Here is a 23221-nt window from a genome sequence, read left to right as displayed (position 1 = left end):
GCCGCAGGCTGCGATGGGTTGCGCAGCGACCCCGCTTTTGAATGAAAGCGAAGGTCCTGCGGCCCTTATCGCAGCCTGCGGCAGCGGCTACAAGGTATTGGTTACAACGCGAACGGTAGCGGCACGGTCACGGTTTGGCGTAAGGCCAAACGGCGTTCGAACTCACGCGGGTCGTGGATCAACACGTCTTGCCCCGCAAACGAGTGGGCCGCAATCAAACGTGACAACCAAAAGCGCACACAGGCCACACGCAACATCGTCGGCCACAACTCGGCTTCGCTGGCCGTAAACGGACGCAGCGCGGCATACGCACCCAGCAGTGCACGGGCACGCGGGGCGTCGAGCTGGCCGTCTTCGTCAGCACACCAGTCGTTCAGGGCAATCGCCACGTCGTAGAGCATTGGCCCCGAGCAGGCGTTGTAAAAGTCGATCAGCCCGGTCAGGTGCGTGCCTTCAAACATCGCGTTATCGCGAAACAGGTCGCCATGCAGGTTGGCCCTTGGCAAGGCCAGAATCTGCGCCTTGCGCTCGGTAATCTCAGCCAGCGCCTTTTGCAGCAAATCGGCCGCATCTGGCGACAAATCAGCCATCAATGCGGGCCCTTCCGCCAACATCCAGTCCAGGCCGCGATCGGTTTTGCGTTCCAGCACGTTGTCACGCGTGGCCACATGCAAATGGCCCAACAGCTCGCCCACTTGGGCGCAATGTTGCGCGTTAGCCTCGCGAATGTGCTTGCCGGCCAGGCGCGGTTGCAGCAGCGCCGGCTTGCCTTTGAGCTCGCGCAAGGCCTGGCCCTCGACGGTGCGCAGGGCAAAAGGCACCGGCAGGTCAGCGTCGTGGAGCACGTCCAGAAGCTCGATAAAGAACGGCATCTCTTTGATCGGGCCACGCTCAACCAGGGTCAGAACAAATTCGCCCTGCTCCAGGCTGATGAAATAGTTGGTGTTTTCGCTACCCGCGGCAATCCCCTGGAAATCGAGCAAACGGCCGAGATCATAAGGCGCAAGAAAAGTCTCCAGCTCCGGGCGAGTCAGTGGGGTGAATACAGACATGGTTTAAATTGCCAGTGCGGGCGCCGCGTGGGCGGCGCCAATTAAAGTTAAGACGCTATTTCCATTCGAAGATTTTCCACGAAGGAATCAGCATATCCGGCTGGTCGGAACGGATGAAGTTGGCATCAGTACCATCAGCGCGTACCAAAAAGTACGGCGGTGCTCCTTTTGGGGTCACCTTGATGGCATAAAGGAACCCGTTTTGACGGTATTCCTGAATGGTTTTATCGCCTTCCGTGCGAATGGTTACTTCTGGGTCACCGGTAGGTGCACTATCAGCCGCAAAGGTTACCAGCGGTGAGAATGCAAACAAGCCGGTCAACAACAGGCGATTAAGTGTGCGCATGATAACCTTGTCCCTTTGTCGTCATTGGTCCGGACATTCTAGCGCCGGACTCGCCGAAAAGGTTGATCCTGCTCATGAGCCAAGCACCCCTCGTCCTGGTGGACGGTTCTTCATATTTGTACCGCGCCTTCCACGCGCTTCCGCCGCTGACTACGTCCAAAGGCTTGCCGACCGGCGCCGTAAAGGGCGTGCTAAACATGTTGAAGAGTCTGCGCAAGCAGTACCCGGACAGCCCGTTTGCCGTGGTTTTCGATGCCAAGGGCGGGACATTTCGCGATGACATGTACGCCGAATACAAGGCCAATCGCCCGAGCATGCCCGATGACATGCGGGTCCAGATCGAGCCCTTGCACGCCAGCGTGATTGCCCTGGGCTTCCCGTTACTGTGCGTCGAAGGCGTTGAAGCGGACGACGTGATCGGCACCCTGGCCCGCAGCAGTGCCGCCGCGGACCGACCAGTGGTCATCTCCACCGGCGATAAAGACATGGCGCAGCTGGTGGATGGCCACATCACCCTGGTCAACACCATGACCGGCAGCACGCTGGACGTTGAGGGCGTCAAAGAGAAGTTCGGCGTCTCGCCCGAGCAGATCATCGACTACTTGGCGTTGATGGGCGATTCGTCCGACAACATCCCGGGCGTTCCGGGCATCGGCCCGAAAACCGCCTCGGGCTTGCTGGTGGGCGTCAACGGTGGCTTGGTTGAGCTGTACGAGCACCTGGACATCGTACCGACCCTGCCGATTCGCGGCGCAAAAAACCTGCCCGCAAAGCTCGAAGAACACCGTGAAATGGCATTTTTGTCGTACCAACTGGCCACGATCAAGATCGACGTGCCGCTGGACATCGGCCTCGACGACCTGCACCTCAAAGCGCCCGATTGCGACAAGTTGATCGAGCTGTACACCGAGCTGGAATTCAAAAGCTGGATCGCCGATGTTGAGCGCGACGCCAAGCGCGCGGGCCAGGTAATCACCCACGAAGCCCCTGCGGCGCCGACCGAAGAGCTGCAGTACGAAACCATCCTCGATCAGGCCCGTTTCGACGTGTGGCTGAAAAAGCTCAACGACGCCCAGCTGATTGCCTTTGACACTGAAACCACCGGGCTGGACGCGCAGCAAGCGCAACTGGTGGGTGTGTCGTTTGCGGTCAAGCCGGGCGAAGCGGCCTACATCCCGTTGACCCACTCCTACATGGGCGTGCCGGATCAACTGGACCGCGATACCGTGCTGCGCGCGCTCAAGCCGCTGCTCGAAGACCCGAACAAGGCCAAGGTCGGCCAACACGCCAAGTTCGACATCAACATCCTGGCCAACTGCGCCATTGGCGGTGATCAAGCCAACGGCATCGCGGTGCAAGGCGTGGCCTTCGACACCATGCTGGAGTCCTACGTGCTCGACTCCACGGCCACCCGCCATGACATGGACAGCCTGGCGCTGAAATACCTGGGCCACACCACGACCAGTTTTCAGGACATTGCCGGCAAAGGCGTCAAACAGCTGACATTTGACCAGATCTCGCTGGAGCTGGCCGGGCCGTATGCCGCAGAAGATGCTGACGTGACCCTGCGCCTGCACCACGTCTTGCACGAAAAACTGCAAGCGATCCCGAGCCTGAACAGCGTGCTGACCGATATTGAAATGCCGCTGGTGCCGGTTCTGGCCCGTATTGAGCGCCAAGGCGCGCTGGTGGACGCCAAGCTGCTGGGCGTGCAGAGCGTTGAGCTGGGCGACAAAATGGTGGCGCTTGAACGTGAGGCGTTCGAGATTGCCGGTGAAGAATTCAACCTCGGTTCACCCAAGCAATTGGGCGTGATCCTGTACGAAAAACTCGGCCTGCCGATCATCAGCAAAACCGCCAAAGGCCAGCCTTCGACGGCCGAAGCGGTGCTGGCAGAGCTTGCCGAGCAAGACTTCCCACTGCCCAAGGTGCTGATGCAGTACCGCTCGATGAGCAAGCTGAAAAGCACGTACACCGACCGTCTACCCGAGCAGATCAACCCACGTACCGGGCGCATTCACACCTCGTATCACCAGGCGGTCACGGCCACCGGGCGCTTGTCGTCCAGCGACCCGAACCTGCAGAACATCCCGATTCGTACGGCCGAAGGCCGCCGGATCCGTCAGGCGTTCGTCGCGCCCAAAGGCTACAAACTGCTGGCGGCGGACTATTCGCAGATCGAACTGCGGATCATGGCCCACCTGGCCAAGGACGAAGGGCTACTGCACGCCTTCCGCAACAACCTGGACGTGCACAGTGCCACGGCGGCCGAGGTGTTTGGCGTCGACCTGAGCGATGTCACCACCGACCAGCGCCGCAGCGCCAAGGCGATCAACTTCGGTTTGATCTACGGTATGAGCGCCTTTGGTCTGGCCAAGCAGATCGGTGTCGACCGCAAACAGTCGCAGGCCTATATCGACCGCTACTTTGCGCGCTATCCGGGCGTGCTGGAGTACATGGAGCGCACGCGCACCCAGGCGGCCGAGCAAGGTTATGTCGAGACTATTTTTGGTCGTCGCCTGTACCTGCCCGAGATCAACGCGAAAAACCCGGCGTTGCGCAAAGGCGCTGAACGCACCGCGATCAACGCCCCGATGCAGGGCACCGCGGCGGACATCATCAAGAAAGCCATGGTGGCTGTGGATAACTGGCTGACGGCCTCCGGCCTCGACGCCCGCGTGATCTTGCAGGTACACGACGAACTGGTGCTCGAAGTACATGAAGACCTGGTGGACCAGGTGCGCGACGAAATCCGCCTGCACATGAGCGAAGCGGCCACGCTGGCGGTTCCGCTGGTGGTCGAAGTGGGGGTTGGCGATAACTGGGACGAGGCGCACTAAAAGCGCCCTAAACCTGTAGCCGCTGCCGCAGGCTGCGATGGGCTGCGCAGCGGCCCCGCTTTTCGAAGGGCCTGCGGCCCTTATCGCAGCCTGCGGCAGCGGCTACAACGTTCGCGCTTTGCCCTGGCATCAAAATTAGTTTTTAAGCCACAGGAACTAAACCTGCTTAACACAACTCAGATTATTTGAATGGCTGGTGAAGCCCTTCAATGCTCCTAATGTTGTGTTAAGTGTTGGCAGATTCTGGACCCCGCCCCTAGCGGTCCAGTACTTGAACCCCGAACTTCCCTCCCCCATACGAAGTCCGGGGTTTTTTTTGCCTGCCATTTTTACTCGGCGCTTTCTTCTTCGCCTTTGTTCGGCAGTTCCAGCCAATTAGCCAGCACGGTGTACGCCTCTTCCAGGCCCATGCGCTTTGGCGAGGAGAACAGCTGGATGGTCACACTGTCGCCCCACTTCTTGCGGATGTCAGACTGAATTTTGAGCAGCGTGTTTTTAGCAGCGCCGTACGTCAGTTTGTCGGCTTTGGTCAGCAAAATATGCATCGGCATGCCGCTGGAGACGGTCCAGTCGAGCATCAACAGGTCGAAATCGGTCATTGGATGACGAACATCCATCATCAAGACCACGCCTTTGAGGCTCTCGCGGCTGCCGAAATACGCCTCAAGGTGACGCTGCCAGTGCATTTTCAACGGGATGGGCACTTTCGCGTAGCCGTAACCCGGCAAGTCGACCAGGCGACGGTCTTCGTCCAGCTTGAAGAAGTTCAGCAGCTGCGTACGGCCCGGGGTTTTCGAAGTACGCGCCAGGCTGGCGTGGGTCAACGTGTTGAGCGCACTGGACTTGCCGGCGTTGGAGCGCCCGGCGAAGGCGACTTCAAAGCCTTCGTCATCGGGGCATTGATCAACCTTGGCAGCGCTGAGCATGAAGGTAGCCTGTTGGCACAGACCGAGAATGGGGTTCTTGAGTTGCATGGGATTTCCGATGTGAGCGGCGTCAGGAATGGACGCGGCGTGCGTGTCGTTTCCGTTTCAGTGGCGCCAGTATATAATGCCGCAGATTTTGTGTGTGCTTTGTCCCGGCGTAGGACGAAGAACAAGAGCCAGGGTGCGCATTAGAACGCATCACGCTCCCAACCCTGAAAAAATCGTTTAAACGAATTGGCTGCTGCCGGTGCTTTGATGCCGCCTGACAGCGTTCAGGCTACACAGGATCCGGAAGCCGTGTACAACCGCGTTTGTATTGCCTGCCATGAAGGTCAGCGATTCATAACACCGAAACCGGGTGTAAAGGCCGAGGGTAAGTTAAGCAGACGTTGGTGCAACACGTGCCCCAGGGTGAAAAGGCGATGCCGCCGCGTGGTGTGTGCACGGACTGCAGTGTCGAGGATTACCAGCCAATCATCCAGTGGATGAATGAGTAAGCCCGGCCATAACTCTTAACCCTTAGCCGTAGTTGGATTAGCTGATGAACAAATTTTTCGTGAGTCTGCTGTTGACCATGGGCGTTAGTGGTATCGCCCAGGCCGCAAGCACCGCCCTTATGGGTGATGCCGCCGCCGGTCAGGCAAAAACCGCTGTCTGTGGCGCGTGTCACGGCCCCGACGGCAATAGCATGGCCCCCAACTTCCCCAAACTGGCCGGGCAAGGCGATCGCTACCTGCTCAAGCAACTGCATGAAATCAAGGACGGCAAACGCCAGGTCCTTGAAATGACCGGCCAGTTGAATAACCTGAACGATCAGGACCTCGCGGACATCGCCGCCTACTACGCCAGCCAAAAAAGTTCTGTCGGCGCTGCTGACCCGGCCCTGGTTGCTCGCGGAGAAGAACTGTTCCGTGGCGGTGACCTGCAAAAAGGCCTGCCCGCCTGCACCGGCTGCCATGCACCGGACGGCCAGGGCAACGCACCTGCCGGCTTCCCCCATGTGGGCGGCCAACACGCCAGTTACATCGAGAAACAGCTCACTGACTTCCGCGAAGGCGATCGTACCAACGACGGTGATTCGATGATCATGCGCGCTATTGCAGCCAAGCTGAGCAACAAGGACATCAAGGCGTTGGCCAGCTACATTCAAGGTCTGCACTGATTTGTGTAGGCAGGATGCAGCCAACCCGCAATGCATTTATTGACGTTAACGGTCGTTTAATCTTTGAATGTAAGCGTGTCAGGGCAGCCCAGGCTGCCCTTTTTCCTGCTATCTGCCGCTACACTACCGAACTCAAGCCAGAACAGACCTGTCTTAAAACAGGCCACGTCAGGCGACCTTATTTGTCCAGGAGTAAAGCATGCGTAATCTGATTCTCAGCGCCGTTCTCGTCAGCGCCTCCCTGTTTGGCATGACTGCTCAAGCGGCCGATGTCCCGCTTGAAGCCGGCAAGACCTACGTTGAGTTGGCGAATCCCGTTCCGGTTGCTGAGCCTGGCAAAATCGAAGTGGTTGAACTGTTCTGGTATGGCTGCCCGCACTGCTATGCATTTGAGCCGACCATCAATCCTTGGGCGGCAAAGCTGCCGGCTGACGTACATTTCGTTCGTATCCCGGCCATGTTTGGCGGCCCATGGGACGCACACGGCCAACTGTTCCTGACCCTGGACGCCATGGGCGTAGAGAACAAAGTGCACGCGGCGATCTTCAATGCCATCCAGAAGGAAGGCAAACGTCTGACCGACAAAAACGACATGGCTGATTTCGTGGCCACTCAAGGCGTCGATAAAGACAAATTCCTGCAAACCTTCGACTCTTTCGCCATCAAAGGCAAAATTGCCCAGGCTAAAGAACTGGCCAAGAAGTACGAGGTTTCTGGCGTCCCTACCCTGATCGTCAACGGTAAGTACCGCTTCGACCTCGGCACCGCAGGCGGCCCGGAACAAGCCCTGAACGTGGCAGACCAACTGATCGCCAAAGAGCGTGCAGCTGAGAAAGCGGCGCCACAAGCGGCCAAAAACTAAGCGGCGCCCTCTCCCGTGCGGCGCTGGAAGAGCGAACGAATCGTTGGCCTGCACGAACCGCAGGTCAACGAAGATCATGTGCCGGGCAGTGGCCTGGCAGATGATCGACGCTTGCGTTTGCTCAGCTTTAACATCCAGGTCGGTAACAGCACCCACAGTTACCGCCATTACCTGACCCGCAGCTGGCAGCACCTGCTGCCACACAAAGGGCGGGCAGGTAACCTGGAAAAAATAGGCGACCTGTTGAGCGACTTCGATCTGGTCGCGCTGCAGGAAGCCGATGGTGGCAGCCATCGCTCCGGCTACATCAATCAGGTCAAGTACCTGGCCCAACAGGGCGAATTCCCCTACTGGTATCAACAACTCAATCGCAACCTGGGTCGCCTGGCGCAGCACAGCAATGGCGTGCTCAGCCGTTTGCGCCCCTCTGCCATTGAAGATCACCCTTTGCCAGGCCCCGCAGGGCGTGGCGCCATTTTAGTGCGCTTTGGGGACGGCCACGATGCGCTGATCGTCGTCGTGATGCACCTGGCGCTGGGCACTAAAACCCGCACCCGGCAGTTGGCGTACGTTCGCGAACTGATTAGCGGCTACCAGCACCAAGTGCTGATGGGCGACATGAACACACACGCCAGTGACCTGCTCGACACCTCGCCGCTGCGCGATCTCGGCTTGCTGGCGCCGCAAATGCAGGCCACCTTCCCCAGTTGGCGGCCGCAACGTTGCCTCGATCATATTTTGCTCAGCCCAAGCCTGACCCTTGAGCGCGTGCAAGTGCTCGACCAGCCTATTTCCGACCACTTACCGGTGGCGGTTGATATCCGTCTGCCGGGCTCTGTGGGCGGCGACTTGTTGCCAGTGCTGAGCCCGCCTCATGAGCCACTGGCATGAGCGCCGATGACGCCTCACGCTGGAAAGAAAAGTACCTGAAGAGCGTCGAGCAACAAGACAAGCTCGAACGGCGCTGGAACGCACGCCTTGACCTGTTGCGCCGCGGCCTGGTGCGCAGCACGCTGGCGGCCGAAGGCACCGACCGCACTGTTGACCAGTGCATGAAAGAAATGCGCGAAGCCGTGCGCACTGATGACATGGACGCCCCGTTGGCGGCGCTGCTTCCGCGCCTTGAAAAAGCCGTGCTCGACTCCGAGCAACGCCGCGAAACCCGCATCGACCAAATGAGCGTCGCGCTCAACGCGCTGGTCACGCAGTTGCAAGCCCTGCCCTTGCCCCGCGACGTCAGCAAACCGCTAAAAGCGTTCGCCAAGCAACTCGATAACCGGGTCACCCAGGCGCGTGAAATCCCGCTACTGCTGAGTGAACTGAGCACCTTGCAGGGCCGCGCGCTGGCGCCACAGCAGCACACCGCTGAAGCGGCCAAGCCGGGCCTGTTGCAGCGCCTGTTTGGCACTCAAGAAGCTGACAAGGCCGATCTGCCCGAAAGCCCGGCACCCGCTCCCGTGCCAGCTCCCGTGCCAGTGCCCGCTCCGCCAAAAGTGTCAAGCGCGCCAGCCCCAAGGCCAACCGCCCCTGCGGCTCCCGAGCTGCCTGAAGCCATACCCGCACACGCCCAGCCTGAAGCCAACGTTGAGCCGCCACCTTCTGAGCCTCCAGTTCCGGAGACGACAGTCCCGGAGCCTGAGGTCGTCGATGAAGCGGTCGTCATCGGCGCCCTTGAATCGGTTGTAGCGCTCGTCGACGCCGAAAACGCGCGCCTCGAAGAGGGCGTTGAGGCGCCTGAACCTGCCGAGCCCGCAGCAGACTCAACCTTTGCCCTGCCCGAAAGCCCCGAGCCCACTTACAGCTCAGTAGCGGAGCATATTGAGTCCACCCTGCTCGGCTTGTTGAACGACCTGTCGCTGCCTGAGCACCATCGGCCCCAGGCCGAGGCCATGCGCAAACGCCTTGAAAAGGGGCTTAACTGGTATGAATTACTGCCGATCCTCGATGATCTGGCGGTTTTGATGCTGGCTATCACTGACAGCGGCCAGCATGAATTTGAAACCTACCTCAAGCAGCTCAATGAGCGCCTGGAGTCGTTTCAAAGCAACCTGCAAACGGCCAGTGCCGGGCACGCCCTGGGGCGCTCCGAGGCTGAGCAACTGGACAACCAGATACGTGAGCACGTCGACAGCCTGCAAAGCAGCGTGCAAGACGCCGTCGACCTGAACAGCCTCAAGCACCTCCTCGAAAATCGGCTCGAAGGCTTGCTGGGCACGATGGACCATCACCGACAGCAACGGGATGCCCGTGAACAAGAGCTGTGCGCCCACCTGCAAGGCCTGTCCGAACGCGTGGCCTTCATGGAGCAGCAAGCTCAGGGTTACCGTGAACACCTTGAAGAACAGCGCCTCAAAGCCTTGATCGACCCGCTGACCGGGCTGCCTAACCGGGCGGCCTGGAGCGAACGGCTGGCCCATGAAGTTGTGCAATGGCAAACCCACGGCAACCCGCTGTTGATCGCCATGCTCGACCTTGACCACTTCAAGCGCATCAACGATGGCTATGGCCATCTGGCCGGCGACAAAGTGCTCAAGATCATCGCCGCGCAATTGACCAAACATCTGCGCCCCGGCGATTTCGTGGCGCGCTTTGGCGGCGAAGAATTCGTCCTGCTCATCCCCAACACACCGCTGCCTGCGGGCCTGCAGTTGCTCGAAACGCTGCGCGCAGCGATTGAGGCCTGCCCGTTCCACTTCAAGGGCGAGCCGGTCACGCTCACGGCGTCCATCGGGGTCGCGCCCTTCGCCTTGGGCGAGCGCAGCGAACAGGTGCTTAAACGCGCTGACGAGGCCTTGTACCGGGCCAAGCACAAGGGCCGCAACGCGATAGAGTTCAGCCAGGCTTCAGCTTGACGCCCTGCCCACGCAGGCAGCGTTCAGATACGTTCCGGGACCAGTCATGTATGCTGGCCAATTAATTGCTCAGATACCTTTTTTGCCATGAAATTTTTATCGTTGATCGTCTCTTTTGTTCTGCTGACCGGGTGCGCCAGCGGTCCGCGCATGGACACCAGTCACCCCTCGGCCAACCACGACAGCCGTGTGCAGTTCATCGTGCTTCACTACACCTCCACCTCGCTTGAGCGCTCATTGCAGTTGCTGACCAGCGGGCCGGTGAGCAGCCACTACCTGATCGGCGACACGCCCCCGACCATCTACAAGCTGGTCGATGAAAGCCAGCGTTCCTGGCACGCCGGTGAAAGCCAATGGCGAGGCCGCACCTGGCTCAATTCAAGCTCGATTGGCATCGAAATCGTCAACCCGGGCTACCACGACACCCCGACCGGTCGCGTCTGGTATCCCTACACCGAAGGCCAGATCCAGTCGGTGATCGCGCTGCTCAAAGACATCTCGACGCGCTACAAGATCGACCCGCACAACATCATCGGCCACAGCGACATTGCGCCGTTGCGCAAGCTCGATCCGGGCCCGATGTTCCCCTGGAAACGCCTGGCCGAGGCCGGTTTCGGGATCTGGCCAAACGCCCAGGCCGTGGCCCGCGAACAGGCCCGCTATGCCAACGCGATGCCCAGCATCACCTGGTTTCAGCAGCAATTAGCGTTGTTGGGTTATGAGACGCCGCAAACCGGCGAACTGGACGTTGCCACGCGCCACGTGTTGGCGGCGTTCCAGATGCACTTCAGGCCTTCGCGTTTCGACGGCACCCCTGATGCAGAAAGCGCGGCGATATTGAACGTGCTGAATACGCAGCGGTAGAGCTATTGAAGCTGCGCAGTTCCTGTAGCCGCTGCCGAAGGCTGCGATAAGGGCCGAAGGTCCTTCGGGCAGGGTCGCTGCGCAACCCATCGCAGCCTGCGGCAGCGACTACCAGCCCTTACAGCGGCAGCGCCATGTAGAACTGCGTGCCTTGCCCCGGCCGTGAGTACACGCCAATTCGCCCGCCGTGCAGTTGCACAATCTCTTTGCACAACGCCAGGCCCAAGCCCGCGCCGCCCTTTTTCCGGCCCACTTGTACGAAGGGTTCAAAGATACGGCCTTGCTGGCCGTAGGCAATGCCCTCGCCACTGTCTTCAATGCTCATGATGACCCGCTCCCCGTGACGCCGCGCTTGCAGGCGGATTTGCCCGCCACTGGCGGTATGGCGCAAGGCGTTGTCCAGCAGGTTATCCAGCACGCGCTCCAGCTGCGCCTGATCAGCATTGAGCACCGGCAGTTCCGGCTGCAGATCAATCAATAGCTCGATGTTCTTGGCCGTCGCCCGATCGGCAAACCGTGCGCGGGCCTCGTTAAGCATCTGCTCAAGGTTGCACGGGGCCAACGTGAGCTTTTGCAGGCCGTTCTGGTAGCGCGAGAAATTCAGCAGGTCGTTGATCAACTGCATCAGCCGCTGCATCTCTTCGTTCACCGTGTTGAGCAAGTCGGTTTCACGGGACTGCGGGTCAAAGCGTGCGCGCTCCAGAAACAAGCCAAACGCCATGTGCATGCCCGTGACCGGGGTGCGCAGCTCATGGGAGGCGCGCAGCACGAACTCACTGCGCACGCGCTCAAAGGCCCGTTGCTCGGTCACATCGTGCAGCACCATCACCGCCCCAAGGATCGGCCCCTTGGGCTGGCTGACCGGCGTCAGGCTGTACGTCAGCAGGCGTGTTTCGCCTTCGATGTCGACGCTCAAGTCTTCAGGCGCGCGCTCGAGGCTGCCGCCGCGCAAGACCGTCAACAGTTGCTGGTCGAGTTCCGGGCGGCCCAATGCCTCGCCCAACGGCTGGCCCAGGCGGGCCTTGTCCCATCCCAATTGGCGCTGAGCCACCGGGTTCAAATGCTCAAGGCGGCCTTGCTGGTCAATCATCAGCAGGCCGTCATCGATGCTGTCGAGCACCGCCTGTAGCCGTTGCTGGCCCGCCAGCAGCTCATCGACATTGGTTGCCTGATGCTGGCGCAGCGCCTCGGCCATGGTCCCGAAACGACGGGTCAGCAGGTTCATCTCTGCCGCCGAAGACAGCGGCAGCACCAGGTCAAAATTGCCTTTGCCGATGTTGTCGGCAGCCTTGGCCAATGCTTCGATGGGCGCGCCAAAGCGGCGGGCAATGCCATGGGCGGTCACAAAGCCGATTATCAGCACCGCCAGCCCGACCAGCCCCAGCAAGGCGGCAATGATGATGGCGCGATCACGGGCAGCCGATTGCGCGGTGTAGATGTTATCGAGCGCCTTGCGGTGCTCTTCGATCAGACCATTGCGCAACGAGTTGAAGCGGTCGGAGAGTTCCTGGTCACTGCCGATATCCAGCGCGTTGGCGTGGGCTTCTTTAAAGGCTTCCAGAAAAAGCTCGTAGTCCTCGCGGGCCTGGGCAAAACCGTTGTCCAGTTTGTGTTCGCGCTCATGCTCCATCCCTTCATCGAGCAGGGCCAGATACTGGTTCGCCGACGTTTCCAGCGCCTTGGGATCGGGGTGGTTGCGCAGCATCAAGATCAACTGGTCACCCAGGGTCTGACGCAGCTTGAGGCCCAGATCAAGGGTGATGAAGTTGTTGCGGATCAGCGCTTCCTGAGATTTGGCCATTTGCATCACGCTGACCACGCCCAGCAACAAGCCAAGCAGCGCCACCGTTATCAATGCCGAAATGCTCAGGAACAACCGGGTCCGCAGCTTGATCGCAAGTTTCATCAGATATGGCTCACAGGTTGTATTGCTTACGCTTGCGATAGAGCGTCGAGGCGTCAATCCCCAGGGTTTTTGCCGCTTGGTCCAGGGTGTCACTGGTCGCCAGCACCGCACCGATATGCGCTTTTTCCAACTGATCGAGACTCAAGGCTGCGCCAATACGCGGCGTATTTGGCGCAGTTTGTTCGGCCATGCCCAAGTGGCTGACTTCGACCACTTCTTGCGGGCAAATAATGCTGGCCCGTTCCACCACGTTACGCAGTTCGCGAATATTACCCGGCCAGCGGTAATTAGACAGCGCCTGACGTGCCTCCGGGCTGAAGCCGCGGGCAGGGCGGGCGTATTCTTTAACAAAGCGGGCCAAAAAACGGTCCGCCAGGGTCAGGATGTCTTCACTACGCTCGCGCAGGGGCGGCAAGTGCAAGGTGATGACGTTCAGGCGGTAGAGCAAGTCTTCACGGAAGCGCCCGTCACGCACCATGTCTTCAAGGTTGAGGTTGGTCGCGGCGAGGATGCGCACATCGGCGCGGCGCGTTACAGGGTCACCGACACGCTCGTAGACCTTGTCCTGAATAAAACGCAGCAATTTAGGCTGCAAGGTCAGCGGGAAGTCACCGATTTCGTCCAGGAACAACGTGCCGCCGTCCGCCTGGCTGACCCGCCCCAAGGTGCTTTCGCTGGCCCCGGTAAAGGCGCCACGGGTGTGGCCGAATAACTCGCTTTCCATCAATTCTGCCGTCAGCGACGGGCAGTTAATGGTCACACAGGACTTTTTGGCGCGCTTGCTCCAGCCATGAATCGCTTGCGACAACTCGCCTTTACCCGTGCCGGACTCGCCGAGAATAAGGATGTTGGCGTCGGTGCCGGCGACCTGCCGGGCCGTTTCCAGCACGGCCATCATGGCCGGGCTGTGCGAGTCGAGCCCGTCTTTGGGCTTGCGCACTTCACCTTCAAGCGCTTCGAGGCGGGCAGACAGTTGGCGTACTTCCAGTTGCTTGGCGGTGGCCAGGCGCAGTTGGTCAGGGCTGCACGGCTTGACCAGATAGTCAGCCGCACCGGCCTGAATCGCATCCACGGCGGTGTCGACAGCGGAGTGCGCGGTCACAATGACAACCCGCATCCACGGCGCTTGAATACGCATCTGGGCAAGCACATCCAGGCCGTTGTCCTCGCCCAGGCGCAGGTCCAGAAAACACAGGTCAAACACCTGACGTTGCAGCAGGGCGTCGGCTTGGGCCGCGCTATTGGCCGTGGCGACGGTGTACCCCTCGTCTTCAAGGCAATAGCGGAACGTGCGCAAGATAGCGGATTCATCATCGACCAGCAGAATGCGGCCCTGTTGCTCTTTGGATGATTCCATATCCGGCGTTCCTTTATGAGTGATCTTGGTTAGTGTCGGAATAATCGGGCAAGTTGCATGATTTTTCAGGAATGATTCAGAGGCTAACAGGGAAGGGCGTTGGACACCTCCTGTAACGCTCTGATTTTAAAGATTTTAGCGCTGCGGACGGCGGCATTGTCGAGTCCGATAAATTCTCCGGTGGCCTGCTGGAGCCGCATTCAGCGGGCAGCACTGTAGCGCGCTGGCGCTGATCGTGCAGAACGCACGGTGCCATCAGAGCTCATCGTGCAGGTTGCTCGCGTCGACCCTCTTCAAAAATCTGTAAGCCACTGATTTATATAGAATTATTACTTTCAAAAAAACTGGCATGCAGCCTGCAATATCTCTCGCATAGCCGTCACTGCCCCATGAGCGCAGCGGCGACACCCTCATAACAACAGCGAGTGGCAGGAGTTTGAGCATGAATCGTCAAGGTTTCGCCAGTCTGGGTATGACTTCACAGCACCTGCAGCAGGGCCTTTTCACCAGCTTGGCGCTGGTCATGACGCTCATCGGCGGCCAGCAATGGGCACATTGGCAGCAGCCCGCCCCAGCGCAATCGGTGCCAGCCCACGCCATCGCTGCTCAACAGACTCACTTCAGCGCCATTCGCTCCACGGCGCTGGGTTCTAGCACCCCGATGGGCCGCTATGACCTGGCAGCTTCTGAAGACACGCAAACCGCCAACACTCAATCCGTTCCGGAACGTTGGGTGTTTTAAGTGTTCACACGCTTAAGACCCTGACCGGGCCTTGAGTTGCAAAACGGCATCACCCTTTCGCACAGAAATAAGGAGATTCACCATGTTGAGCTGGGCAATTACCTTCCTGATTATCGCCATCATCGCAGCAGTTTTGGGCTTCGGTGGCATCGCGGGCACGGCTACCGGTATCGCCAAAATCCTCTTTGTCGTATTCCTGGTGATGTTCGTTGTGTCCTTCATCTTTGGTCGTCGTGGTCGAGGCTGACGATGTACGCTCGATCCCTTAAGGCAATGGCGGCTGCCCTGTTGATGGGCAGCAGCGCCATGACCCTTGCCGCCAATGATGGCCAGTCCCGCGCCAACCAACTGTTGAGCGACCCGGACTACCGTCAGGCGTGGCAAAAAGTGGTTAAAAAAGAGGAGCGCTTGCCTGAGTGGGTCATGAATCTCTCTGGCAGTGCCGAACAAATGAACGCGGTGACGCAAGACGGTGACCCGTATTTAGTCGGCCCTTTGTGCGAAAACGAGCAATCGTGTTCCACCCAACGGCTGATAGTGGCGGTGAGCTTCGACAAAAAGCACGCCTACGCGCTGCTGGTTGAAGTACCGGCGGGGTTGCCTACTGACAAATCGCCTGCACGTCATGCCGATTTCCGATACTTGGGCAAGCCTGATCCTGAGATCCAGGCGCTGCTTAAAGAGCAGTTAAAGAAAGACCCTAACTGGTATTAGATGCCGGGCAGGGCGACACCACTGTTTTTCGAGTGCCAAAAACCAAGGTTTTGCCTTGGTTTTTTTGCGTCTGCCAGACACTGCCTTTCGTCGGTAATTGCTTATCCCAGTTCATTTTTTCTGAAAAAGATGTGGCTTGAACTACCCTTTAAAACGTCGACCGTATATCGACTATTGGCAAATTGATGGCTACTCATTTTTCGATTTGTGTTGTGGGATATTTCCGAAATGCTAGCGCTGTCTGTGAGCCTTCTTTAATGCCAAAAAGGCCTTGAAACAGCCGGTTTACGGCGGTTATGTCATCTATTCTGTCAGTGCAACCCTCCTGATTTTTGAGGTCTTGTCGGACAAAACCCATGCCGATTCGGCATAGGGTAGGCGTTTACGGCATTAGACGGTAACGCCGTGCATGGGAATAGTTGCGCCTTTTTTCGCCTGCCAAAGAGCCAGTCCGGCTCGATTTGGGCGACCTTCTACGGGGGTACAGGTTGGACTTTTTTGCGCTCTTGAGCGCTCTAGTCCGAGCCTGTACCCGAGTCCACTTGAAGTAAGGGTAATGACATGAAGAAGGCAAAACTTAGCCTCGCCTGGCAGATCCTAATCGGTCTGGTCCTCGGGATTGCAATCGGCGCACTGCTCAACCATTTCAGTGCTGAAAAGGCCTGGTGGATCAGTAACGTCCTGCAACCTGCAGGCGATATCTTTATCCGTCTGATCAAGATGATCGTAATCCCAATCGTGATTTCTTCACTGGTTGTCGGGATTGCAGGCGTGGGGGATGCGAAGAAACTCGGTCGCATCGGTCTAAAAACAATTATTTACTTCGAAGTGGTCACCACCATCGCGATCCTGGTCGGCCTGGTGCTGGCCAACGTGTTCCACCCGGGCGCCGGGATCGACATGAGCACGCTGGGCACGGTGGATATTTCCAAATATCAGGCCACTGCCGCTGAGGTGCAGCATGAACACGCGTTCATCGAGACCATTCTCAACCTGATCCCGTCCAACATCTTCGCAGCCATGGCTCGCGGTGAGATGCTGCCGATCATCTTCTTCTCGGTACTGTTCGGTCTTGGCTTGTCGAGCCTGAACGCCGAGCTGCGCGACCCGCTGGTGAAAACCTTCCAGGGCGTGTCCGAGTCGATGTTCAAAGTCACTCACATGATCATGAACTACGCGCCAATCGGTGTGTTTGCGCTGATCGCCGTGACCGTCGCCAACTTCGGCTTCGCCTCGCTGGTGCCATTGGCCAAGCTGGTGGTGCTGGTGTACGCGGCCATCCTCTTCTTCGCCTTCGCGGTACTGGGCCTGATCGCCAAGCTGTTCGGCTTCTCAGTGATCAAGTTGATGCGCATCTTCAAGGATGAGCTGGTCCTGGCTTACTCCACCGCCAGCTCCGAAACCGTGTTGCCACGCGTGATCGAGAAGATGGAAGCCTACGGTTGCCCGAAAGCGATTTGCAGCTTCGTGGTACCGACCGGCTACTCGTTCAACCTTGACGGTTCAACCCTGTACCAAAGCATCGCGGCCATCTTTATTGCCCAGCTGTACGGCATCGACCTGTCGATCAGCCAGCAACTGCTGCTGGTGCTGACCCTGATGGTCACCTCCAAAGGCATCGCCGGCGTACCGGGCGTGTCCTTCGTGGTACTGCTGGCCACCTTGGGCAGCGTGGGCATCCCGCTGGAAGGCCTGGCCTTCATCGCCGGTGTAGACCGTGTGATGGACATGGCGCGTACCGCCCTCAACGTCATCGGTAACGCCTTGGCCGTACTGGTCATCTCGCGCTGGGAAGGCATGTACGACGCCGCCAAAGGCGAGCGTTACTGGAACTCGCTGCCGCACTGGCGCAGCAAGGAAGTCGCCAAAGGTTAATCACCTTCGCCTGGCGCTTCACTCCCCAAACCCCGGACTTTTCCGGGGTTTGTTGTTTTAGGCATCACGACTTTTCCTCTCCTGTAGCCGCTGCCGAGGTACGAAGGCTGCGATGGGTTGCGCAGTGACCCCAAACGGCGGTTCTGCGGCCCGCATCGCAGCCTTCGTTCCTTGTCAGCGGCTACACGTTTTGCGAGTTCTGCGTTGACCGCCATTTTGCCAATCTCCCGACGTTTGTCGTTTCTGAGGTCTGGCCGGTATCATCTGCCGCACTTATTAGGAGTTTCCCGATGCTTAACGGCCTATGGCTCAGCTTTTTCCTTGTCGCCACGGTGTCGGCGTTTGCCCAATGGCTGGTCGGGGGAAATGCCGGGGTCTTTGCGGCCATCGTTGAAAGCATCTTTGCCATGGCCAAGCTGTCGGTTGAGGTGATGGTGCTGCTGTTTGGCACGCTCACACTGTGGCTGGGGTTTCTGCGGATTGCCGAAAAGGCCGGCATCGTCGACTGGCTGGGCAGGGCGCTTGGGCCGCTGTTCAAGCGCCTCATGCCGGAAGTGCCGCCCGGCCACCCGGCCCTGGGCTTTATCACCCTGAACTTCGCTGCCAACGGCCTGGGCCTGGACAATGCCGCCACGCCAATCGGCCTCAAGGCCATGCGCGCGCTGCAAGAGCTGAACCCCAGCCCGACCAGCGCCAGCAATGCGCAAATCCTGTTCTTGGTGCTCAACGCCTCGTCGCTGACCCTGCTGCCCGTCACGATCTTTATGTACCGTGCCCAGCAAGGCGCGCCGGACCCCACGCTGGTGTTCCTGCCGATCCTGCTGGCCACCAGCGCCTCGACCCTGGTGGGCCTCTTCTCGGTGGCCATCGTGCAGCGCCTGCGCCTGTGGGACCCGGTGGTGCTGGCGTACCTGATACCCGGCGCACTGATTCTGGCGGGCTTTATGGCGCTGCTGGCGAGCCTGTCAGCGGCGGCGCTGGCGAGCTTGTCCTCGATCCTCGGCAACTTGACGCTCTTCGGGCTGATCATGCTGTTTCTGGTGATCGGTGCGCTGCGCAAGGTCAAGGTTTACGAGGCGTTTGTCGAAGGCGCCAAAGAAGGCTTCGATGTAGCCAAGAACCTGCTGCCGTACCTGGTAGCGATGCTCTGTGCAGTGGGCGTATTACGGGCCTCGGGCGCGCTGGACTTTGGCCTGGACGGCATTCGCCATCTGGTCGAATGGCTGGGCTGGGACACGCGCTTTGTCGATGCGCTGCCCACGGCGATGGTCAAACCGTTTTCAGGCAGCGCGGCGCGGGCGTTGCTGATTGAGACCATGCAGACCAAAGGCGTCGACAGCTTCCCGGCCCTGGTGGCCGCGACCGTACAGGGCAGCACGGAAACCACCTTCTATGTGCTGGCGGTGTACTTCGGTGCGGTCGGCATCCAGCGCGCGCGCCACGCCGTGAGCTGCGCCTTGTTGGCGGAGTTCGCAGGCGTGGTGGCAGCGATTGCGGTGTGCTACTGGTTCTTTGGCTAAACCGCGTAGGAGCGAGCTTGCCTCGCGATCTTTTGATTTTAAAGAAGATCGCGAGGCAAGCTCGCTCCTACGGGTTGGGGATCAAGCCTTCGGCTTTTTACGCGGCTTGAGGTACTTGGTCAGGCCCTGAAACCAGATGACCTGCGCCGGATTACCCTTGATCTGAATCGACTTGTCCTGGATCCCGGTCATAAACGCCAGTTGCTTGTTCTTGGCTTGCATCGTGGCAAAGCCGTAAGCGGCATCTTTAAAGGCGATGGCAAACACCGGGTCCGGGTATAAGCCCGAGTGGCTGGTAATACGCTGGTTTTTGACTTTGAAGTGACGGGCGACTTTGCCATCGAGGGTTTGCAGCTGGAACACCATGTCTTTATCAACCAGTTGCTGTTGAAAAGCAGGGTTTTTACGGCTGGCTTTGCCCATCAGAAAGCCCAGCATCCAGAGCAGAAAACGAAATTTCATGTACGCGGCCTCGGGGAATAAATAAAGAGCCGGCGCAGTTTAACGATTTGAGCGAAGAACGCCACATATCCAAATAATTAGGCGCAGATAGACGGGTTTTTGCCACTTATGGCCGCATGATCGGCCAATTTACTCTCAAGAACGGGCAAGCCAGCTTGCCCGTTCCTCTAAAAACCAGCCCCGCTTAAGGGTTGACGCTGTCTTTAAGGAATTTGCCAGGCTTGAAGGCCACGGTGTTGCTGGCTTTGATGGTCACTGGCTGACCGGTCTGCGGGTTCTGCCCGGTCCGTGCACCGCGATGGCGCTGGATAAACGTACCGAAACCGACCAGCGTGACGCTGTCTTTGCGGTGCAGGGCGTTGGTGATTTCTTCGAGCACTGCATTGAGTACGCGGCTGGCTTGCTCTTTAGTGAGGTCAGCCTTTTCAGCGATAGCGGCGGCGAGTTCTGGTTTACGCATGATGAAGCCTCTTTGACGGTTTTTTGTTGTTATGTCCGTGCTGCTCTTCTATGGAGCAGCATCCAAGGCGCCGCAGGCTCTACTCTGCGGCAGACCGGTGTGAGAATGGCACGCGACCAAGACACGCGCCACCCTCAGCAGGCGCTTTGTTGAGGCAAGGCAATGACATTTACGACAAAAGGTAGAGTGTTTACGCCAACAGCGCAGGCAACTCTTTGTTCAGCGCCAGTTTCTCGCGAACCGCCTCGCCGGTGAGGGCATAGCCGAGCAGCTTGCCGTCTGCATCGCGGCACAGCGCTTTGATGTCGGCACCCTGACCTTCCACCGTCCACACACCTTCGCAACCAAGCGGCACAGGTGACACCACCAACGGGCACACCGGGGTTTTGACTGTAATCGGCATGGCCCCGTAGCTGACCGCTGTCGGGTTGCCCGCCAGGGTCTGCGCCAGCGCCCGTGCGCAGCTCATCAGCGGCATCACGTAGAGCAGGCTCAAACCGTCGACCTGCGCGCAGTCGCCCAGCGCGTAGATGTTGGCGTGGGAGGTTTTAAGCTGACGGTCCACTTCGATACCGCGGTTGATCCGCAGGCCGGCAGCGGCCGCCAGATCGGTGCGCGGGCGCAAACCAATGGCTGACACCACCACATCACAGGCGATCACGCTGGCGTCCGACAAGTGCGCCTCAAGGCCATCTTCGGTGCGCTGCAAACGCGTGAGCACCGGCCCGAGATGAAAACGCACGCCCAGGCTTTCCAAGCCCGATTGCACGGCGGCCGCAGCCGCAGGGTGCAGCAGCGTCGGCATCACTTGCTCGCACGGCGCCACCAGGTCGACCTCATAGCCCCCCGCGATCAAGTCGTTGGCGAACTCGCAACCGATCAGGCCGACACCCAGAATCAGCACACGGCGCTTGCCCGCGGCCGCTGCACGAAAGCGGGCGTAGTCTTCCAGGTCATTGATCGAGAAGATCGCATCCTGAGCATCGCCTTCGACCGGCACCTGCACCGATTGCGCGCCCCAGGCCAAAATCAGATCGCGGTAGGGCACGGCTTCTTCACCGATCCACAGTTGCTTATGGCCCGGATCAATCCCGCTGACGCGGGTGTGGGTGCGCACCTGCGCCTTGAGCTGCTCGGCCATGGCGCCGGGCAAGGCCATGCTCAAGCCATCGGCTTCTTTGTTTTTGCCAAAGCCGGTGGACAGCATCGGCTTGGAGTAGGAACGCCCGTCATCGGACGTGATCAACAGCAGCGGTGTTTCGCTGTCCAGCTTGCGAAACTCCCGGGCCAGGTTATAGCCAGCCAGCCCAGTGCCAACGATCACAACAGGTGCGCTCATTCCAATCTCCAGAGTCAATCAATTCAAAAACAGGGCGGATCAGCCGATTTCGATCATTTCGAAATCCATTTTGCCAACACCGCAGTCCGGGCACAGCCAGTCTTCAGGGACGTCCTGCCACAGCGTACCGGGCGCAATACCGTCATCCGGCCAGCCATCGGCTTCGTTGTAAATCAGTCCACAAACAATGCATTGCCACTTTTTCATAGGGGTATTTCCTTTCGCTCAGGCGTGGGCGAGGGCACAGACTCTTATCAATCGGTTGTGTTACTCGCAAAATTCAGGCCGTTTGTACTGATCAACACCGACAGATGCAAGCCCGACGACTGCCCGACGACTGCCTGATGGCACTCTGGCGCTCAAGCAAGGATCAGCGTGATAAGCTCGCCCGCCTCAATGGCTGCCAATTATGACCCACTGTGCCGCACATAACTTCTACGCTGGTCTCGCCTGTCTGGCTTGAGCAAAGCGAACTTCCTGCACCGCCTGACGTACAGACCCTCGACTGGTTGTTCGATCAAGGCTCCCTGACTCAACGTCTTACCGTACTTTCAGACGGCTCCTTCAGCGTGCTGCCGCTTTTCGAAGGCTGGCAGACCCTGCGTGCCGACGAATGCACCGCCCTCGACTTGCCTGAAAACAGCCAGGGCTGGGTGCGCGAAGTGTATTTACTAGGCCATCAGCAACCGTGGGTATTTGCCCGCAGCGTCGCCGCAAAAAGCGTCCTGCAAATAGGTGGCTTCGACATGGAAGCGCTGGGGGCGCGCTCATTGGGCGGCTTGCTGTTTAGCGATAACGCCTTTGAGCGCGGGCCGATGCAGGTGTGCCAATACCCGCGCGGCGGCTTGCCCGTGGCTGATCAGGCAGACGGCCTGTGGGCGAGGCGCTCGCGTTTCTCGCGGGGCCCGTTGAGCGTGCTGGTGGCCGAAGTCTTCTTACCTAACCTGTGGGCCGCCCTGAGTGCCCGGCCGGAGAACAACTGATGTACGTGAGCCTGCTCAAATCACTTAATCGCTTGAACCCGCGCGCTTGGGACTTTATCCAACTGACCCGCATGGACAAGCCCATCGGCATTTACCTGCTGTTGTGGCCGACCCTGTGGGCCTTGTGGATTGCCGCCAAGGGCGTGCCTTCGCTGGGTATTCTGCTGATTTTTGTGTTCGGCGTGATCCTGACCCGGGCGGGCGGTTGCGTGATCAACGACTTTGCCGACCGCAAGGTCGATGGCCACGTCAAACGTACCGAACAACGGCCGCTGGTCAGCGGAAAAATCAGCAGCAAAGAAGCCTTGGTGTTTTTTGCGCTGCTCATGGGTATCAGCTTCCTGCTGGTGCTGTGCACCAACGCCACCACCGTATGGTTGTCATTCGGCGGCCTGGCCCTGGCGGCGAGCTACCCGTTCATGAAGCGCTACACCTACTACCCGCAAGTGGTACTGGGCGCGGCGTTCTCGTGGGGCATGCCCATGGCCTTCACCGCCCAGACCGACAGCCTGCCAGCGGCGGCGTGGTTGCTGTACATCGCCAACCTGCTGTGGACCGTGGCCTACGACACCTACTACGCGATGACCGACCGCGACGACGACCTGAAAATCGGCGTTAAATCCACCGCCATCCTGTTTGGCGATGCCGACCGCGTGATCATCCTCGGTCTGCAAGGCCTGTCGTTGGGCTGCCTGCTGCTGGCTGGCGTGCAATTCGACCTCGGCGGCTGGTTCCACCTCGGCCTGCTGGTGGCTGCGGGCTGCTACCTGTGGGAATTCTGGTACACCCGCAACCGCGAACCCCAGCGTTGCTTCCAGGCGTTCCTGCACAACCACTGGGCCGGATTGGCGATCTTCGTGGGTATCGTGCTGAATTACGCACTGAACTAACCCAAACCTCCTGTAGGAGCGCGCTTTCTCGCGCTCTTTTGATAGTTTTAAAGATAGCGAGCAACCGAG

General features: G+C 59.2%; 22 protein-coding genes and 1 pseudogene. 14 read left to right on the top strand and 9 right to left on the bottom strand.

The features are described 5' to 3' along the window. Positions 1 to 101 precede the first annotated feature (101 nt). Both QMX84_RS21005 and QMX84_RS21000 read right to left on the bottom strand, forming a co-directional pair. On the bottom strand, positions 102 to 1052 hold the full coding sequence (locus QMX84_RS21005) for a homoserine kinase (RefSeq protein ID WP_262123203.1): 951 nt from the start codon (positions 1050 to 1052) through the stop codon (positions 102 to 104). A 55-nt stretch (positions 1053 to 1107) separates the two neighbouring features. Then, entirely contained in the window at positions 1108 to 1398 is a 291-nt protein-coding gene (locus QMX84_RS21000) for a DUF2782 domain-containing protein (RefSeq protein WP_048372475.1), read from the bottom strand. Positions 1399 to 1472: 74 nt separating this feature from the next. On the opposite strand from QMX84_RS21000, the gene polA reads away from it, so the two are divergent. Beyond that, the gene (gene polA, locus QMX84_RS20995) at positions 1473 to 4238 is read left to right on the top strand and encodes a DNA polymerase I (protein WP_282364687.1); all 2766 of its coding nucleotides are present in this window, start codon (positions 1473 to 1475) and stop codon (positions 4236 to 4238) included. Positions 4239 to 4567: 329 nt separating this feature from the next. On the opposite strand, the gene yihA is transcribed toward polA, so the two are convergent. Next, entirely contained in the window at positions 4568 to 5212 is a 645-nt protein-coding gene (yihA, locus tag QMX84_RS20990; protein WP_153334465.1) for a ribosome biogenesis GTP-binding protein YihA/YsxC, read from the bottom strand. A gap of 207 nt (positions 5213 to 5419) precedes the next feature. Between yihA and QMX84_RS20985 the strand changes: the two are divergent. The 6 genes and pseudogenes from QMX84_RS20985 to QMX84_RS20960 all read left to right on the top strand — a co-directional run bounded on the left by QMX84_RS20985 (position 5420) and on the right by QMX84_RS20960 (position 10904). After that, positions 5420 to 5661, top strand: a pseudogene (locus QMX84_RS20985) (c-type cytochrome). A 44-nt stretch (positions 5662 to 5705) separates the two neighbouring features. Further along, the gene (locus QMX84_RS20980; protein WP_282364686.1) at positions 5706 to 6326 is read left to right on the top strand and encodes a c-type cytochrome; all 621 of its coding nucleotides are present in this window, start codon (positions 5706 to 5708) and stop codon (positions 6324 to 6326) included. A 199-nt stretch (positions 6327 to 6525) separates the two neighbouring features. Further along, entirely contained in the window at positions 6526 to 7188 is a 663-nt protein-coding gene (locus tag QMX84_RS20975; RefSeq protein ID WP_048372480.1) for a thiol:disulfide interchange protein DsbA/DsbL, read from the top strand. Between the two features lie 15 nt (positions 7189 to 7203). Next, entirely contained in the window at positions 7204 to 8079 is an 876-nt protein-coding gene (locus tag QMX84_RS20970) for an endonuclease/exonuclease/phosphatase family protein (protein ID WP_282364685.1), read from the top strand. Further along, the gene (locus QMX84_RS20965) at positions 8076 to 10040 is read left to right on the top strand and encodes a GGDEF domain-containing protein (protein ID WP_282364684.1); all 1965 of its coding nucleotides are present in this window, start codon (positions 8076 to 8078) and stop codon (positions 10038 to 10040) included. The genes QMX84_RS20970 and QMX84_RS20965 overlap by 4 nt, the downstream gene beginning before the upstream one ends. A gap of 87 nt (positions 10041 to 10127) precedes the next feature. Then, positions 10128 to 10904 (top strand): N-acetylmuramoyl-L-alanine amidase, encoded by a 777-nt coding sequence (locus QMX84_RS20960; RefSeq protein WP_282364683.1) that lies wholly within the window; start codon positions 10128 to 10130, stop codon positions 10902 to 10904. A 118-nt stretch (positions 10905 to 11022) separates the two neighbouring features. Here the strand turns inward: QMX84_RS20960 and QMX84_RS20955 are convergent, their stop codons facing one another. Beyond that, positions 11023 to 12810 carry a KinB sensor domain-containing domain gene (locus QMX84_RS20955; RefSeq protein WP_262123190.1) on the bottom strand — a complete coding sequence of 596 codons (1788 nt, stop codon included), beginning with the start codon at positions 12808 to 12810 and terminating at the stop codon, positions 11023 to 11025. A gap of 10 nt (positions 12811 to 12820) precedes the next feature. After that, positions 12821 to 14167: a sigma-54-dependent response regulator transcription factor AlgB gene (gene algB / locus QMX84_RS20950; protein ID WP_048387127.1), complete on the bottom strand. Its 1347-nt coding sequence runs from the start codon at positions 14165 to 14167 to the stop codon at positions 12821 to 12823. Positions 14168 to 14609: 442 nt separating this feature from the next. On the opposite strand from algB, the gene QMX84_RS20945 reads away from it, so the two are divergent. The 5 genes from QMX84_RS20945 (at position 14610) to QMX84_RS20925 (ending at position 19018) form a co-directional block, all read left to right on the top strand. After that, positions 14610 to 14909, top strand: coding sequence for a hypothetical protein (locus QMX84_RS20945; protein ID WP_262123186.1), 300 nt, complete (start codon positions 14610 to 14612; stop codon positions 14907 to 14909). Between the two features lie 82 nt (positions 14910 to 14991). After that, the gene (locus tag QMX84_RS20940; protein WP_019828122.1) at positions 14992 to 15156 is read left to right on the top strand and encodes a DUF1328 domain-containing protein; all 165 of its coding nucleotides are present in this window, start codon (positions 14992 to 14994) and stop codon (positions 15154 to 15156) included. A gap of 2 nt (positions 15157 to 15158) precedes the next feature. Then, positions 15159 to 15623 (top strand): inhibitor of vertebrate lysozyme family protein, encoded by a 465-nt coding sequence (locus tag QMX84_RS20935; RefSeq protein WP_153336697.1) that lies wholly within the window; start codon positions 15159 to 15161, stop codon positions 15621 to 15623. Positions 15624 to 16184: 561 nt separating this feature from the next. After that, positions 16185 to 17498, top strand: a complete 1314-nt coding sequence (gltP, locus tag QMX84_RS20930) for a glutamate/aspartate:proton symporter GltP (RefSeq protein WP_262123181.1) — start codon at positions 16185 to 16187, stop codon at positions 17496 to 17498. A gap of 290 nt (positions 17499 to 17788) precedes the next feature. Further along, the gene (locus QMX84_RS20925) at positions 17789 to 19018 is read left to right on the top strand and encodes a spore maturation protein (RefSeq protein ID WP_262123179.1); all 1230 of its coding nucleotides are present in this window, start codon (positions 17789 to 17791) and stop codon (positions 19016 to 19018) included. An 81-nt stretch (positions 19019 to 19099) separates the two neighbouring features. Here QMX84_RS20925 and QMX84_RS20920 read toward each other — a convergent pair whose 3' ends face one another. The 4 genes from QMX84_RS20920 to QMX84_RS20905 all read right to left on the bottom strand — a co-directional run bounded on the left by QMX84_RS20920 (position 19100) and on the right by QMX84_RS20905 (position 21486). After that, positions 19100 to 19480 carry a hypothetical protein gene (locus QMX84_RS20920; RefSeq protein WP_048372505.1) on the bottom strand — a complete coding sequence of 127 codons (381 nt, stop codon included), beginning with the start codon at positions 19478 to 19480 and terminating at the stop codon, positions 19100 to 19102. Between the two features lie 184 nt (positions 19481 to 19664). Further along, positions 19665 to 19940, bottom strand: coding sequence for an HU family DNA-binding protein (locus tag QMX84_RS20915; protein WP_048372506.1), 276 nt, complete (start codon positions 19938 to 19940; stop codon positions 19665 to 19667). Between the two features lie 190 nt (positions 19941 to 20130). Next, positions 20131 to 21279, bottom strand: coding sequence for an FAD-dependent oxidoreductase (locus QMX84_RS20910; protein WP_282364682.1), 1149 nt, complete (start codon positions 21277 to 21279; stop codon positions 20131 to 20133). A gap of 39 nt (positions 21280 to 21318) precedes the next feature. Further along, the gene (locus tag QMX84_RS20905; protein ID WP_002555879.1) at positions 21319 to 21486 is read right to left on the bottom strand and encodes a rubredoxin; all 168 of its coding nucleotides are present in this window, start codon (positions 21484 to 21486) and stop codon (positions 21319 to 21321) included. Between the two features lie 212 nt (positions 21487 to 21698). Between QMX84_RS20905 and QMX84_RS20900 the strand changes: the two genes are divergently transcribed. Both QMX84_RS20900 and ubiA read left to right on the top strand, forming a co-directional pair. Beyond that, positions 21699 to 22262 (top strand): chorismate lyase, encoded by a 564-nt coding sequence (locus tag QMX84_RS20900; protein ID WP_282364681.1) that lies wholly within the window; start codon positions 21699 to 21701, stop codon positions 22260 to 22262. Then, positions 22262 to 23152, top strand: coding sequence for a 4-hydroxybenzoate octaprenyltransferase (ubiA, locus tag QMX84_RS20895; protein WP_048372510.1), 891 nt, complete (start codon positions 22262 to 22264; stop codon positions 23150 to 23152). The genes QMX84_RS20900 and ubiA overlap by 1 nt, the downstream gene beginning before the upstream one ends. Positions 23153 to 23221: the final 69 nt, after the last annotated feature.

The sequence above is a fragment of the Pseudomonas sp. PS01297 genome (genome assembly GCF_029959305.1).
GTDB lineage: Bacteria > Pseudomonadota > Gammaproteobacteria > Pseudomonadales > Pseudomonadaceae > Aquipseudomonas > Aquipseudomonas helleri.
The sequence above is the reverse complement of the archived record's forward strand: the minus strand, read 5'-3'. Positions and strand labels throughout refer to the sequence as shown.